We start from the raw sequence: 13793 nt of genomic DNA on the forward strand, positions 1-13793 counted from the left end.
CTCCCGGTGATTGGTCATGCCTATGGTAGTCCTTCGAATTCCGGATGGTTCGGCACTGGTGAAAGTTGAGAAGGCTGATCCTCAGGTTTACTTTAGGATATATGAGTTGCTGAGCTACAAGAAGGACTTTGGGAAGTGGGAGAAGCCCGAGAGCCTCTACGACCCCTATGAGAGGACGTTTCCCGTGGGTGTTCTTCCAAGGGTCAAGAAGTTCCTCAATTCTAAGGGCTATCGGGTGAGGGTCAGGGACGAACGGCAGGTCAGGGGTGTAAAGCTCAACTCCACGTGGAACGAGAACTATGTTATGCGCAGGTATCAGCAGAGAGCGATAAAAAAAGCCCTGAAAGAGAAGATGGGGGTTCTCTCCCTTCCGGTAGGAAGCGGAAAGACCGTGGTTGGCCTGCGTATCATCCACGAGCTTGACCTCTCTGCGCTGATAGTGGTTCACACCAAGGAGCTCCTCTATCAGTGGGCGGAGAAGGTGGAGGAAGTTCTGGGTGTCGAGCCGGGCATAGTTGGGGACAACAAGTGGGATGAGAGGGCAGTGACCGTTGCCATGATACAGACCCTCCTTTCAAGGGGAGCGGATAAGCTCCAGAACGAGTATGCGATAGTGATGTTTGATGAGTGCCACAGGACTTCCGCCGCCGAGAAGTTCTACAGACTGGGTCTCAGCCTTCCCCAGGTCTATCGCTTCGGACTCTCGGCGACACCGTGGAGGCGCGTTCGCGGTGAGGAGATAAAGATAGAGGCGGTTGTCGGCCCGACCATATTCGAGGTCAAGGCTGAAGACCTGATAAAGGAGAAGTTCCTCGCGAGACCCCGTTTTGAGATAATAACCTACGAGTCAAAGATGCCCTCGTTCAGCGAGCGCTACAAGGAGCTTTACGAGGACATGATAATGAACAACGACGAAAGGAACATGGCGATAGTGCAAAAAGCCGTCGAACTGGCCAGAAAAGGCCACCGCGTTCTCATAGACGTCAAACGTATAGAGCACGGCAAAATCCTGAAGGAGATGCTCGAAAAGGAGGGAATAAAAGCCGAGTTCCTAAGCTCTCAGAGCCCCGACAGATGGGGCATCCTGGAGGACTTTAAGGAAGGGCACATACCGGTTCTCGTCTCCACGCTCCTTAAGGAGGGCGTTGACATACCCGAGATATCCGCGATAATCCTGGCTGGGGGAGGAAAGAGTGATATAATGACAATCCAGACCATAGGCCGTGCCCTGAGGCCAAAGAAGGGGATGAAGGCCGTTATTGTTGATGTTCAGGACGATGACCCCCTGCTCTTCACACACTTCATCGAGAGACAGAAGGCCCTCAAGCAGTATTACGGCAGGTACTACGATAGGGAAATGGCTTCAAAGCTCGAGGAGAACGTCTCCAAAAAGGGCCGCCCTCGTAAGCGCTTGTGAGTAGCGCTCGAACAGGTCCCTCTTCGCCCTGCCAACGCCCCTCACATCGCCCTGAAACTCCACGTCGTCGTACGCTATGTGCCAGAGTATCAGGCCTTCCGGGGCGGCTGGAGGCACTTTTTTCTTATAATCACCGGCGAGCATCCTTTCAACCTCTTCCGGTTCCATAAGGCCGAGACCGCAGAATCTGATGGCGCTCACTATCCTCCTTGCCATTTCCCAGAGGAAGCTCTTCCCCTCGATTTCAATGACGTAGTAGCCGTGTCTCTTTCTCACCTCAACTCGGGTCAGCTCCCTCACGGGGTCTTTCCCCGGTTCCAGCCTTGCAAATGCCGAAAAGTCGTGCCTTCCAACGAAGAGGGAGGCGCATTTCCTCATAGGCCCCTCCTCAAAGCCCTCATCAACCAGGTAGTACCTGTAGATCTTTGACCTTGCCCAGAAGCGTGGGTGAAAATCCCGGGGCACCTCTGCAACGCCGAGAACCCACACATCCTTTAGGTGGTGGTTGAGAACCTCCCCCCTCACCAGGTCGGGCCGGCTCTCGACGTCAAAGGCAACGACGTTGAAGAAAGCGGAGACACCCCTGTCCGTTCTGGAAGCACCCTTGAAGTTTGAGCTCTCGGCGTCCCTTATTATCCCGAGCCTTGAGAGAACCCTGAGGAGCTCCCCCTCGACGGTTCTCACGTTCGGCTGTCTCTGGAAGCCGTAAAATGCCGTACCGTCGTACGCTATCCTGAGGACCACCCGCATGGTTGTTGAATCCGGTGGAGGGTATAAATGCCTTTTCCCGACGGAACGACAGGTTATTTTACAAATGCAAACCAACGTTTTGAACATGATTCAATGAACTTCTGGAAAAATTGATAAACAACGCTTTCTAGGCATATGTGGGGTGATATTATGGCAGAGATAGTTGACCTTGAGGTGCTCACAAACGTCACGAACTTTGAAATAATGTGTACTCTGCTTAAGAAGAGCCTGGAAAAAAGGGATTAAAGGTAGGGTTCTCTGTAGAGCGGCCTCAAAAACAGTTCAAAGGCCGCCATAGGCATTTCTATTCCCCAGTTTTCCAGGACTGCCGGGTGGATTTCCCCAATGACTCCGACAACCCTGCCTCCGACGACTATTTTTCCGGCCCTGCCGGGAATGAAACTCGGGTGTTCGGCCTCTTCCAGCCTGTACTCAAAGCCGAGGTGGCGCATGACGCTTTCCAGTATCTCTTTGGCCTCCGTAAAGGTCACACGCGGGTGAGCAAGGGCGACGGCCAGCTTGCTCTCACTCACTGTCTTCGTTTCCCTGCTCTCGTCGATCAGGGTAACCTTTCCGACCTCAAAAATTCTCTGCGGGTACTCCTCGTGGGTATTCTGGCTCAGGAAGTCAAGCAGGCTGGGGATGAGCCAGACCCTCAGGGCGGACCACTTGGGGCTTATCGGGTTCTCTATCTCAACGAGCTCTCCAGGCGGATGTGTGAAGTAGTCACCGCATTCCTCCTGCTCCCCGCAGGGGATGTTCATCTTTGAATACTGCGCCTCCCTGTTGGTAAGGTTGAAGGTCATAACCTCTTGCAGGCCGAATCCTACCATCAGCTCCCTGACGGCGTCTTCGAACTCGACGAACTTGTCCCCCCTGCCCTGCACAGCCAGCTCTGGCTCCTCCGGCTCGATCTCGTTGTAGCCGTAAGCGATGAGGACATCCTCAAGGACGTCCCTTGCGTGCATTATGTCATTGCGGAAGGCCGGATAGAGGAGCTTTGCCTTTCCGTCGGTGAGTTCGACCTGATACATCATGCGCTCCAGGAGGTTCTTGATGTCCTCGTCGTCCAGCTCCAGGCCGGTGAGCCTTTTGATGTAGTCCAGCTCGACCTCGAAGGATTTTGGAGTCAAGTCGGGTGTTTCAATCTCAAAGTCCTTGTAAACAACCTTGACGCTCTTAATCTTCCCCCCGCGCTCCGCCAGGGCGGTAACCACCACGTTCAGGGCAAGGGTTATCTTCTCCAAATCCCAGCCGGTAACGTCAACGAATACGTTCTTCGTCTCGGTGGTCACCCTGCCGGTTATCTCGGAGTTTATAACCGGGGGCATTGAGAGAACCTTGCCCTCGCTGTCAACGAGGAGCGGGTAGTAGGGCCTGTCCTTGATGAGGTGTCCGTACTCCTTTCCCTTCTCGTGTTTTTCAAGGATCTCCTCCAGCGTCAGCTCCTCATCGAAGCCCAGCGGGACGAACTTTTCGGTCTTCTCTGCTGCGCGGTAGTATATCGGCGGCTTCACCCTGTCGAAGTCAAAGATGCCAATCGCGACTTCCCTTCTCCGCCTCCCAAATGTCAGCGCCACCTTCTCCTGAAGGTTGATCATCTGTTTGAGTGCTTTCTCATCAAGGTTCAGTCCCTCGACTATTGCGTAAACACCATACGGGCGGATCTCCTTCAGTTTTTCGTCAACATAGACCGTGACGTCGCTCTTTTCAACTTCATATTTCGGCAGGCCCTTCTCCAGGCCGAGAGCAAACCTAATCTGCCTCGCTATGCCCTCGGCGCTCCAGAGGTCGGGCCTGTTGGTGTCCTTCGAGTCCGCCTTGAAGTAGATTTCACCGTCCTCCTCCCAGACGTCGTCCAGCTCGCATTTAGCGTAGAGGAAAAGGTCCTCCCACTCCTCAACGGTGAAGGTCCTTCCAACCAGCCTCTCGAGGTCAGCCTTGGAAACGTCGAACTTTGGCATTTCCATCACCTCACCAGACGAGCCTCGCCTCCCTCAGCCAGCGCAGGTCGTAGCTGAAAAGGTAGCGGATGTCGTCTATTCCGAGCTTGAACATAGCAAGTCTGTCGATTCCTATTCCCCACGCTATTACCGGGACGTCAACTCCAAGGGCCTTTGTCATCTCCTCGCGGAAGATTCCGGCTCCACCGAACTCCACCCATCCGAGTTCTGGATGATACGCGCTCATCTGGACGCTCGGCTCCGTGAATGGATAGTAGTCGGGCAGGAACTTGACTTTTTTGGCCCCGGCTATCTCAACGGCGAAGCGCTTTAGTATTCCAAGGAGGTGCTTGAAGGTTAAATCCTCTCCAACGACGAAGCCGTCGATCTGGTTGAACTCTATGAGGTGAGTCCTGTCCAGAACGTCGGGACGGAAGACGCGCTGAATGGTGAAGTACTTGCCCGGTATCTCGACGCCCCTCGCGAGCTGCCTTGCATCCAGTGCTGTTCCGTGGGCGCGCGGCATCAGCAGCATTGCCCTCTCCGGGGACCAGACGTAGCCCCAGCCTCTGGAACCGGTGTTCCCGCCGTGCTCGTGGGAGGCTCTTACCCTTCCGACCAGGTCTTCTCCGGGCAGGTGGCCGCTCTTCGGGTATTTGAGCTGATACGTGTCCGTCCAGTCCCTTGCCGGGTGGTTCTGGGGCTGGAAGAGCGCGTCGAAGTTCCAGAACTGGGTCTCTATGAGACTGTCAACCGTCATCTCAATGAAGCCCATCTCGATGAGCCTTCTCCTCAGCTTGTCGAGGAATGCCCTGTACGGTTGCTTCTTGCCGGGGTACAGTTTCCTGACGGGGGCATGGATGTTGAAGCGTTTGAACTCAACTTCCCTCCACTTGCCGGACTTTATCAGCTCCGGGGTGAGGGTAGAGACCTCCTCCTTCAGCTCGATGCCCCTCTTTACGAGTTCCTCCCCCGCGGCGGTGATCTCCACGAACCTCTCGGTCGCGGTGTCTTCCTCGGCTATCCTTCTTCTCTTGAGTTCCTTGGCAGGAACCAGTTTCTCAATCTCGTCCAGGGGGACGACCTTCTTCTCGGCAAGGAGTTTGAGTGCCATGTCAATCGGTCTCTCGCCCGCATTCATCCCCTTCTCGGTGATCTCAAGAACGAGCTTTCCGTCTTCCTTCCTCACGGACGCCCAGTTTTCCTTTCTCAAAAGGCCGACTATTGGTTTGAGCTCATCTTCACTGAGGACGCTCCTGAGGTCGTCCAAGGTTGCCCTCCCCTTCTCCCTCAAAACCGCAAGAGCCCGCCACTCCGGAAGGCCGATCTGAGCGTACTTTTTTCCGGTTTCGGTCAGCTTCGCTATCCTTTCGCTCTTTTCCTGAAGTCTCGCCAGTCCCTTGCTCTGAAGTCCAAGGACAGAACGCATAACAGCTACCTGATCAAGGCCGGTTCTCTCGACGAGCTCTTCGAATTTGACCTTCTTAACCTCGTTGAGCTTTATGAGAGTGAGTTTTTCCTGATAGCTTAGCTCCATAGGGCCACCTCCTTGGGTTGAGTTTGAGAAGAGTTACTTAAAAATTGCGGTGAAAGAAATGGGGAAATAAATCAGCCCTTGTGCGGGAAGAAGACGACCTTTCCGGTCTTGCCTGCCCTCATCAGCTCGAAGGCTTCCTCGAAGTCATCAAAGCCCCTGTACTTGTGGGTGATTATCGGGTCAAGGTTGAGCTTGCCGCTCTGGATCAGGCTTGAGACCGTGTACCAGGTCTCCCAGAGGTGCCTGCCCGTTATGCCGTGAACCTCAAGGGCCTTGAATATCACGAGGTTGTTCATGTCAAAGGTGACATCGCGTGGGAAGAGGCCGAGCAGGGAGACTCTCCCTCCGGGGGTGGTGGCCTGGAGGCCCTGTTCAAGTGCCTTTGGCGCCCCGCTGAACTCAAGGAAGACTTCCACACCAGCCCCATCGGTCACGTCCATCACGAACTTGACAGGGTCCTCCTCAAAGGGGTTGACGACGTAGTCCGCTCCGACTTTTTTGGCCAGCTTCCTCCTGAACTCGCTCGGTTCGCTCACGATAACAGGGTATGCCCCCGCCGCCTTGGCGACCGCTATTCCGAGCAATCCGAGTGGCCCGGCGCCCGTTATGAGGGTACTCATCCCGGCTATCGGGCCGGCCAAAACCGTATCAACCGCATTGCCAAGGGGCTCTTGGAGGGTGGCGTATTCGGGCTTCATGCCCTTCGGATTCTTCCAGGCGTTCTGGGCGGGCACTATTGCATATTCGGCAAAGACACCGTCCATATCGACCCCAAATATCTTGGTGTTCTGGCAGACGTGATACCGGTTGTGCCTGCAGGCGTAGCACTTGCCGCAGACGATGTGGGTTTCAGCGCTTATGTAATCGCCGACCTCAAGGGTGTCAACACCCGGGCCAACCTCAATTACCTCACCGGCGACCTCATGCCCCATGATCTGGGGAGTCCTGATCCTGCTCTGGGCCCACTCGTTCCACTCGTAGATGTGAAGGTCAGTCCCGCAGATACTCGTTGCAAGAACCTTGATGAGAACCTCCCCGGGCCCGGGCTTTGGAACGTCAACTTCAACGAGCTCAGCACCGTAAGCGGGCTTGGTTTTTACAATAGCGGGCATCTTCTCGGCCATGGCAATCATCTCCTTAACCTTACAATGAAAATCTGAATGGGGGACGATATAAACCTTTTGCGGCCGTAGGTGCGGTAAGGGGTGTTTCCCATGCCCATCGGAAACCTTATATCCTCTTTTGAGTATTTCCACTTGATAAGGGGGTTTAACGATGGCGCTGATAGTGGTGACAGGGAGGGGCGGCGCTGGAAAGACCACGATGACCGCAAACCTCAGTACGTACCTCGCGATGAGGGAATACCGTGTTCTGGCGATTGACGGTGACCTTTACCTCCCTAATCTGGGCTTTCACTTTGCCCTCGATACTGTAAAGTACACCCTCCACTCCCTTCTGAGAAACCCCGATATCGACCCCGAGTGGGCAATATACAAGCATCCCCAGACCGGAGTCCATGTCATGCCCGGGAGCACCCAGCTCCAGGATGTCCTCGGGATATCACCCAAAAGGCTCGTTGACATACTGGAGAGGGTCAAATACAAGTTTGGCGTAGTTTTTGTGGATTCCCCGACGGGCATACCCTTTGACACCCTTCCAACATTTGAGGTTGCCAACTACCAGCTGATTGTCGTTGAAATTGAGCGCTCGCCGATATATTCCTTCGAGACCATGGTAAAAAACGAGATTGAAAAGCTGAAGGTTCTGGGTGAGAGGTACAACCTCAACATCGGCGTCATACTGAACAAGGTGAGGGAATCCGCCGATGTCGTTGAGAAAATAGTGAATGCGGTGGAAAGCGACCTTGATGTCCCTGTCATTGGATGGGTTCCCTTCGATTATAACGTCCCCGAGTCCATAAACGAGGGCGTTCCCATAATCAAATACCTCCCCGAAAGCGATGCGGCGATAGCCCTTCGCGAAACGGGGGAAATACTTGAGGAATGGATATTCAGCTGATTTCTGGGGGTGTTGCTATGAACGTGGAAGAGCTTGTGGATAAGGTAGCCAGTGGAGAGATAAAGCTCCACCAGGTTGAAAAATACACAGACGGCGATAAAAAACTAGCCACCGAAATAAGGAGAAGGGCGCTCGAAAAGAAGCTCGGCGTCAGCCTTGAGAACATAGGGTACTACTCGATAGACCCTGAGAAGGTTATAGGCAAGAACATCGAGAACATGATAGGCGTCGTCCAGATACCGATGGGCATTGCGGGGCCGCTCAGGATTAACGGCGAGTATGCAAAGGGCGAATTCTACATTCCGCTCGCCACAACGGAGGGAGCGCTCGTTGCAAGCGTCAACCGCGGCTGTTCGGCGCTCACCGCCGCGGGAGGCGTCAAGACGACCATAATAGGTGACAAGATGACCCGTGCGCCTCTCCTCAAGTGCCCCGACGCAAGAAGGGCCAGAGAGGTTGCCGAGTGGGTTAAGGCCAACATCGACTACCTCCAGGAGAAAGCCGTTAGCAAGGTCACCAGACACGGGAAGCTGCGCGACGTTAAGCCCTACATCGTTGGCAACAACCTCTACCTCCGCTTCGAGTTCGAGACCGGCGATGCGATGGGCATGAACATGGTGACGATATCGAGTGAGGAGATAATGAAGGTCATCGAGGAGGAGTTCCCTGACGTGAAGTATCTCGCCCTCTCAGGCAACCTCTGCGTCGACAAGAAGCCCAACGCTATGAACTTCATCAACGGCCGCGGAAAGACGGTTATAGCAGAGGCCACTATCCCGAGGGAGATAGTTGAGAAGAAGCTTAAGACCACGCCGGAGCTCATAGCCGAAGTCAACTACAGGAAGAACCTCGTCGGCTCGGCTCAGGCCGGGAGCTACGGCTTCAACGCCCACTTTGCCAACATAGTCGGGGCGATATTCCTCGCCACCGGCCAGGACGAGGCGCAGATCACCGAGGGCTCCCACGGAATAACCCTGGCTGAGGTAACCCCCGAGGGAGACCTCTACATAAGCGTCACCATGCCGAGCCTTGAAATAGGGACGGTTGGCGGGGGGACGCGCGTTCCGACCCAGAGGGAGGCGCTGAGCATCATGGGTGTCGCCGGCGGAGGAGACCCACCAGGGACGAATGCCAAGAAGTTCGCCGAGATAATAGCCGGTGCGGTTCTCGCCGGAGAACTCTCCCTTCTGGCGGCAATAGCGGCGAAGCATCTCGCAAAGGCTCACGCCGAGCTAGGGCGCTGAATTTAGTTTTCCCCATTAAACGCTTCTCTCCTTCGGCCCTTTTATTTTGACTATTAGAATCTTCTCCTCGCGATTCCTGGTGGAAACAACTTCCACGCCCTTAAAGTAGAGCAGAGAGAACGGGTAGTCGAGTATCAGGAACAGAAGGGCAGTCAGAACGAGCATGACGATGAGCTGAGCCCAGTAGCTTTCGAGATCTATCACTGTTGATATGATGATGCTCCCTAAGAAGCTGGTTAGGAAGTTCAGCGTGGAGCGGTGTTTGTGTCTCGCCCCACCGGCCCTTCCCCCGTGTATGACCTTTAGGAGTGCGGCTAACCCCTCCTTTTTCCGCACCCTGAAGGTCAGGGTGAACTCCAGTCCAGGAATGTCCCTGAGGTCTATCGGGAGGTTTGACTCAATCAGGTAGAACGCACGGCTCAGTTCGTCCTTCAGCTCCAGTACTCCCAAAAATTTACCTCTTTCATAAAAAGCTTCTGCTACTGCAGTCAGAGTATACTGGTCTGGGTCGATAAGAATGGTGTATTGGAGTCCCAGGGAGTTGAGACGTCTCTCAGTCCACTTTATGCATTCGGAAAGAACGCCGCATCTAACCTGCATATACGTGAGGGACTTTATCTGTGCTTTCCATACCCGGAACACCGACCTGAATCTCGCCGCGATGTCCATCGCACTGAATACTCTTCAGGGTTTAAAACGTTCACCCCTGTTAAACCGCTTTGTGGAATGGGAAGCCGTATTATAATGTGCCTTCTTTGTAACTCCTTCTGGATTTTTAATCCCATATTGCTCATTTTTGTTGATATTTTTGCTAATTTCCTGACATGGGGTCAAGAAAAGTTAATTTAGGAGATTCTCTAACACATGTTGGGGAGTTTCCAATGATCCCGGTTGAAATGGACGGGCACACCTGCAAATCGATTGTTGTAAGCTCGACTTCGAAGCTGTTTGAACTGCTGTTCGAGGACGTGGTTATTCAGTCCCCCACGTACAAGAGCTTTCTCATCGATAGTGGCCTCTACATCGTTGATTCCCACGGGACAAGGCTTCTGCGGATGGAGTGTCCGGAAGGAAAAAGGGTCCTTCTCGACGAGCTCTACTATCTGGACATAACGCCGGAAACCGTCATCGAGACGTATCTGATGGCCCTCTTCAACCTTCTTGAGCTGGTTAAGATCCGCGAAAAACTGTTCCCGGAGTATTACGTGCTCGATAAGGTTGTGCAGCCCACGAAGATCGAGATTAAAGACCACCCCGCAGGGTTCAGAAAGGGTACCTTCACGCTTATCGACGAGATAATCGCCAGAAACTACCGTACGGTTAAACTGGGGGCTCCTCGAAAGCTTGCCAGGGTACGTTATGACCCCCTGGACGCTTTTGGTGCCCGAGTACTTGCCAATACTATTCTGCTGTTCGATAAGAAGGATCTTCGCGAGCTGGCGTTTCTCCACTTCAAAGACCACATGACAGCAAGAACGCTTTTCGCCCACTCGACGGACTCATACCTCAACAGTGCATTTTTTGGCTATCTAAAATTCAAAGTTCGCAAGTTCCTGGGCGTTTAATGAAAAGAAGAAGGGCCTCAGGAGGTGGCCTCCTGAATCTTTTTCCTCACGAGCGAGCTGACGAGCTTTCCGTCCGCCCTTCCGCGGAGCTTCGCCATCACCCTGCCCATGATCATGCCCATCGCACCCATCCCCTTGGCCTTGATGACCTCAATGTTCGCCTGAATGACCTCGTCGATTATCCTCTCAACCTCTTCCTCGCTGAGGAGCGTCAGACCCTTCTCTTCAGCGACTTGCTTTGCGGTCTTCTCGGGGCTCTTCGCCAGCTCCTTGAATATGTCCTCGAAGGCCTCCTTGGCGATCTTTCCGCTCAGATAGAGGTCAAAGGCCTCCCTGATGTGCTCGTCCCTGATGTTCTCTATAGGTACCTCCTTCTTGAGGCCCTTGAGAACCACCACGAGTATTGAAGCGGCTAAAGACGGTTTGACGCCTTTCTGTATGAGCTCCTCAAAGAGCTCGTCACGCTCGTCGTTGACGAGGGTTTCCGCAAGGCTCCTGTCTATCCTGTACTCCCTCACGTAGCGTTCAACGCGCTCCTGCGGGAGCTCGGGCAGATTCGCCAGTATCTCCTCCTTCATCTCGTCCGTTATCAGTATCGGGGGTATGTCCGTCTCGGGGTACATCCTCGCCTTTCCGGGTAATGGGCGCATGTACTGGGTGTTTCCGTCCGGCAGGGCTCTCCTGGTCTCTTCGGGAACGCCCTCTATGGCTTCCCTTGCCCGCTGAAGTACCTCGCGGAGGGCGTTTTTTGCGGTCTCCTCCTCGGCGGCAACGAGAACGAAGGCGTCGTCTTCTCCCAGGCCGAGCCTCTCGACGATTCTCCTGACCTCCTCTTCGGTAATTCCATAGTTCGGAAGTTCGTCGATGTGGAATATGCCCTTCACGTACTTCTTGGCCCTGTCTGCCATTTCCGTGCCGAGCCTCCTTCCAGGCTGTATCTCCCTTCCGATCAGGCCGCGGAACTTGGGGAGCTTTATCGCCAGAACCTTTCCGCCCCTCTCTATGGTTCTCGCTATTATCTTCGATCCTGTGTTTTCGAATATGTCCGTGACGTCGTGGAACTCTTCCGTTATGTCCTCCGGAGTGACCCCTCTCCTTTTGAGCTCGTCCCTGATCTCGATCAGGTTGAGCTGTCTCTCGATCTCGCGCTCGATTATGACCGGAATCATGTCCAGCTCCTGCACGCCCTTGATTTCAACCCTTGCACCACCCTTGATGGAGACGTTCAGGTCCTGCCTGATGGTTCCAAGGCCGCGCTTGACCTTCCTCGTTGCCCTCAGCGCATCGCCTATGTACTTGGCGACGACCTTCGCCTGTTCCGGGTGGTGTATGTCCGGCGTCGTTGCTATCTCAACGAGCGGGATTCCAAGGCGGTCGAGACGGTACACCACCTCTTTACCCCGCCTCTCGACGATACGGCACGCGTCCTCCTCCAGGCAGATCGTTGGAATGCCGACGCTTCCCCATGGCGTATCAACTCTTCCGTTCATGGCTATTATCGCCGTTCTCTGGAAGCCGGAGACGTTTGAGCCATCGATGACTATCTTGCGCATGAAGTGAACCTCGTCAACGGGGGTGGCGTTGAGGAGGTAGCTTATCTGGAGTGAGACCTTCAGCGCCTCTTCGTCCGGCATGTGGGGAGGTTCTTCGTCCATATAAACGAGATCCGTAAGCTCGTAGTTGCCCTCGTAGATGTACGTCCTCCCCTTCTTGAATTCCTCAAGCGCTGCCGGGTCAACCTCACCGAGCTCACTTATGGTCGGCCTGAGTCTGCGCTGGAAGGTGAAGTCAACCTCGTCTCTGAACTCACTCGGGACGGGTGAAAACAGCTTTTTTGTATCCAGCTGTCTGTGGATTTCAAGGCCAACCTTGAGACCGAGCTTCTCGTAATCGTACGCCATCATCATCACCTCAGGAAAGTGTCAAACCTGGTGTAGGGCGTTATCTCGCCGGCATAGTTGGTCAGCATCATTTCGCGGACTTCCTTCGGGTCGTCAGTGTGACCGAGAACCCACATGAGCTTGACGTACGCTGTCTCAGGGAGCATGTCCTCGCATGGTATGACGCCTGCCTTAAGGAGCCTCCTGCCGGTGGAGTAGACGTTGAGGTTCACCCTGCCGTAGAGGCACTGGCTGGTCATGCAGACGGTAAGGCCATCCTCTGTGGCGCGGTTTATCGAGTCTATGAGGTACGTTGGGACGTGACCCAGTCCGGTACCCTCGATGACGATTCCCTTGTAGCCCTTGTCGACGAAGAAGTCTATGACCTCCGGCTGAATTCCCGGAAACGCTTTGACGAGGGCTACGCGCTCCTCCATCTCGTCGTCCACCCAGACCTCGCTCTCGGTTCTCCTCCTGTAGTCGTTCCTGAGGAATTCGATTTTACCTCCCGGCCATACCTTCGCGAGGGGAATATCGTTTATGCTCCGGAAGGCATCACGCCTGCTCGTATGCATCTTTCTGGCCTTGGTTCCACGGTGGGCCAGGCAGTAGGTGTCACCGGTCTCGCCATGCATGACGATAGCGACCTCTCCGAAGTCGGCAGTGGCCATCCTCACCGAGCATATCAGGTTCATGGCAGCATCGCTGCTCGGCCTGTCGGAACTCCTCTGGGAGCCGACTAGAATAACCGGCTTGCCCAGGTCGCGGAGCATGAAGCTGAGCGCCGAGGCGGTGTAGGCCATCGTGTCAGTCCCGTGGGCGATGACTACGCCGTCTTCACCGTTGTTCAGCATTCCGGCGACCTCGTGGGCTATCTTGACCCAGTACTCCGGGCGCATGTCCTCGCTCATTATGTTGAAGAGTAGCTTTGGCGTTATGTTTGCTATGTCAAATATCTCCGGGACGGCTTTGGCGAGCTCCTCAGCTGTGAAGGCCGCATGGACGGCACCGGTCTTGTAGTCAATCCTGCTTGCTATAGTTCCACCCGTTCCTATTATTGCAACGCTGGGGAGTCCTGGCCTCTTGGGGAAGACCTCCTCGAACTGGAGCTCTTCCTTAGGGGCAGCCTTCTCAATGATTTCAACCGACACTATCTGGTCAACGAGTATTCCGATGTTGTACCCATTGTCGAGCTTCAGCGTGAGGGTTTCGCCGCTGGAGAGCTCGTAGGGGTTCATGACGATACCCTCATAGACACTCGTGTTTCCGTTCTCCTTTTCGATTATCCGGACGTAATCCCCGACTTCTAGATTCTTATCCTTAATAAACCTCTCAACTTTGCGCATAGCTCTCCCTCCGGGGAATAGTGCGTTCAATCCAATATAAACCTTCGGGCTGGACAAGTGACAAAATTCGGCCGGGATTATCAAGGAATCCC

At 54.4% G+C, this 13793-nt stretch carries 11 protein-coding genes; 4 read left to right on the forward strand and 7 right to left on the reverse strand.

What is annotated here, in order from left to right:
- The first annotated feature begins 22 nt into the window (after positions 1-22).
- Complete coding sequence (locus F7C11_RS06445) at positions 23-1417, forward strand: DEAD/DEAH box helicase (RefSeq protein ID WP_297092294.1); 1395 nt, start codon at positions 23-25, stop codon at positions 1415-1417.
- On the opposite strand, the gene truA is transcribed toward F7C11_RS06445, so the two are convergent.
- The 4 genes from truA to tdh form a co-directional block, all read right to left on the reverse strand.
- A complete protein-coding gene (truA, locus tag F7C11_RS06450) occupies positions 1364-2167 on the reverse strand; it encodes a tRNA pseudouridine(38-40) synthase TruA (RefSeq protein ID WP_297092082.1) in 804 nt (267 codons plus the stop codon). The two genes, F7C11_RS06445 and truA, sit on opposite strands and share 54 nt — an antisense overlap.
- A gap of 242 nt (positions 2168-2409) precedes the next feature.
- Complete coding sequence (pheT, locus tag F7C11_RS06455) at positions 2410-4131, reverse strand: phenylalanine--tRNA ligase subunit beta (RefSeq protein WP_297092296.1); 1722 nt, start codon at positions 4129-4131, stop codon at positions 2410-2412.
- 10 nt (positions 4132-4141) lie between these two features.
- On the reverse strand, positions 4142-5647 hold the full coding sequence (locus F7C11_RS06460) for a phenylalanine--tRNA ligase subunit alpha (RefSeq protein ID WP_297092084.1): 1506 nt from the start codon (positions 5645-5647) through the stop codon (positions 4142-4144).
- Between the two features lie 71 nt (positions 5648-5718).
- Positions 5719-6771 (reverse strand): L-threonine 3-dehydrogenase, encoded by a 1053-nt coding sequence (gene tdh / locus F7C11_RS06465; protein WP_297092298.1) that lies wholly within the window; start codon positions 6769-6771, stop codon positions 5719-5721.
- A 151-nt stretch (positions 6772-6922) separates the two neighbouring features.
- Between tdh and F7C11_RS06470 the strand changes: the two genes are divergently transcribed.
- Both F7C11_RS06470 and hmgA read left to right on the forward strand, forming a co-directional pair.
- The gene (locus F7C11_RS06470; protein ID WP_297092086.1) at positions 6923-7666 is read left to right on the forward strand and encodes a MinD/ParA family protein; all 744 of its coding nucleotides are present in this window, start codon (positions 6923-6925) and stop codon (positions 7664-7666) included.
- A gap of 17 nt (positions 7667-7683) precedes the next feature.
- Positions 7684-8910, forward strand: coding sequence for a hydroxymethylglutaryl-CoA reductase (NADPH) (hmgA, locus tag F7C11_RS06475; RefSeq protein WP_297092088.1), 1227 nt, complete (start codon positions 7684-7686; stop codon positions 8908-8910).
- Positions 8911-8925: 15 nt separating this feature from the next.
- On the opposite strand, the gene F7C11_RS06480 is transcribed toward hmgA, so the two are convergent.
- The gene (locus tag F7C11_RS06480) at positions 8926-9579 is read right to left on the reverse strand and encodes a hypothetical protein (RefSeq protein WP_297092090.1); all 654 of its coding nucleotides are present in this window, start codon (positions 9577-9579) and stop codon (positions 8926-8928) included.
- Between the two features lie 212 nt (positions 9580-9791).
- Here F7C11_RS06480 and F7C11_RS06485 point away from each other — a divergent pair, with 212 nt between their 5' ends.
- On the forward strand, positions 9792-10475 hold the full coding sequence (locus tag F7C11_RS06485) for a hypothetical protein (RefSeq protein WP_297092092.1): 684 nt from the start codon (positions 9792-9794) through the stop codon (positions 10473-10475).
- Positions 10476-10492: 17 nt separating this feature from the next.
- On the opposite strand, the gene gatE is transcribed toward F7C11_RS06485, so the two are convergent.
- Complete coding sequence (gene gatE / locus F7C11_RS06490; protein WP_297092093.1) at positions 10493-12382, reverse strand: Glu-tRNA(Gln) amidotransferase subunit GatE; 1890 nt, start codon at positions 12380-12382, stop codon at positions 10493-10495.
- Positions 12382-13701, reverse strand: coding sequence for a Glu-tRNA(Gln) amidotransferase subunit GatD (gene gatD / locus F7C11_RS06495; RefSeq protein WP_297092095.1), 1320 nt, complete (start codon positions 13699-13701; stop codon positions 12382-12384). Before gatD ends, gatE begins: the two co-directional genes overlap by 1 nt.
- Positions 13702-13793 lie beyond the last annotated feature (92 nt).

Source organism: Thermococcus sp. (assembly GCF_015521605.1).
Lineage (GTDB): Archaea > Methanobacteriota_B > Thermococci > Thermococcales > Thermococcaceae > Thermococcus.

Bases quoted from the DNA above. Each gene is read 5' to 3' on its own strand.
- F7C11_RS06445 (WP_297092294.1), top strand. From the start codon at position 23: ATGGTAGTCCTTCGAATTCCGGATGGTTCGGCACTGGTGAAAGTTGAG.
- F7C11_RS06485 (WP_297092092.1), top strand. From the start codon at position 9,792: ATGATCCCGGTTGAAATGGACGGGCACACCTGCAAATCGATTGTTGTA.
- F7C11_RS06460 (WP_297092084.1), bottom strand. From the start codon at position 5,647: ATGGAGCTAAGCTATCAGGAAAAACTCACTCTCATAAAGCTCAACGAG.
- tdh (WP_297092298.1), bottom strand. From the start codon at position 6,771: ATGGCCGAGAAGATGCCCGCTATTGTAAAAACCAAGCCCGCTTACGGT.
- gatE (WP_297092093.1), bottom strand. From the start codon at position 12,382: ATGATGATGGCGTACGATTACGAGAAGCTCGGTCTCAAGGTTGGCCTT.
- pheT (WP_297092296.1), bottom strand. From the start codon at position 4,131: ATGCCAAAGTTCGACGTTTCCAAGGCTGACCTCGAGAGGCTGGTTGGA.
- F7C11_RS06470 (WP_297092086.1), top strand. From the start codon at position 6,923: ATGGCGCTGATAGTGGTGACAGGGAGGGGCGGCGCTGGAAAGACCACG.
- gatD (WP_297092095.1), bottom strand. From the start codon at position 13,701: ATGCGCAAAGTTGAGAGGTTTATTAAGGATAAGAATCTAGAAGTCGGG.
- F7C11_RS06480 (WP_297092090.1), bottom strand. From the start codon at position 9,579: ATGGACATCGCGGCGAGATTCAGGTCGGTGTTCCGGGTATGGAAAGCA.
- hmgA (WP_297092088.1), top strand. From the start codon at position 7,684: ATGAACGTGGAAGAGCTTGTGGATAAGGTAGCCAGTGGAGAGATAAAG.
- truA (WP_297092082.1), bottom strand. From the start codon at position 2,167: ATGCGGGTGGTCCTCAGGATAGCGTACGACGGTACGGCATTTTACGGC.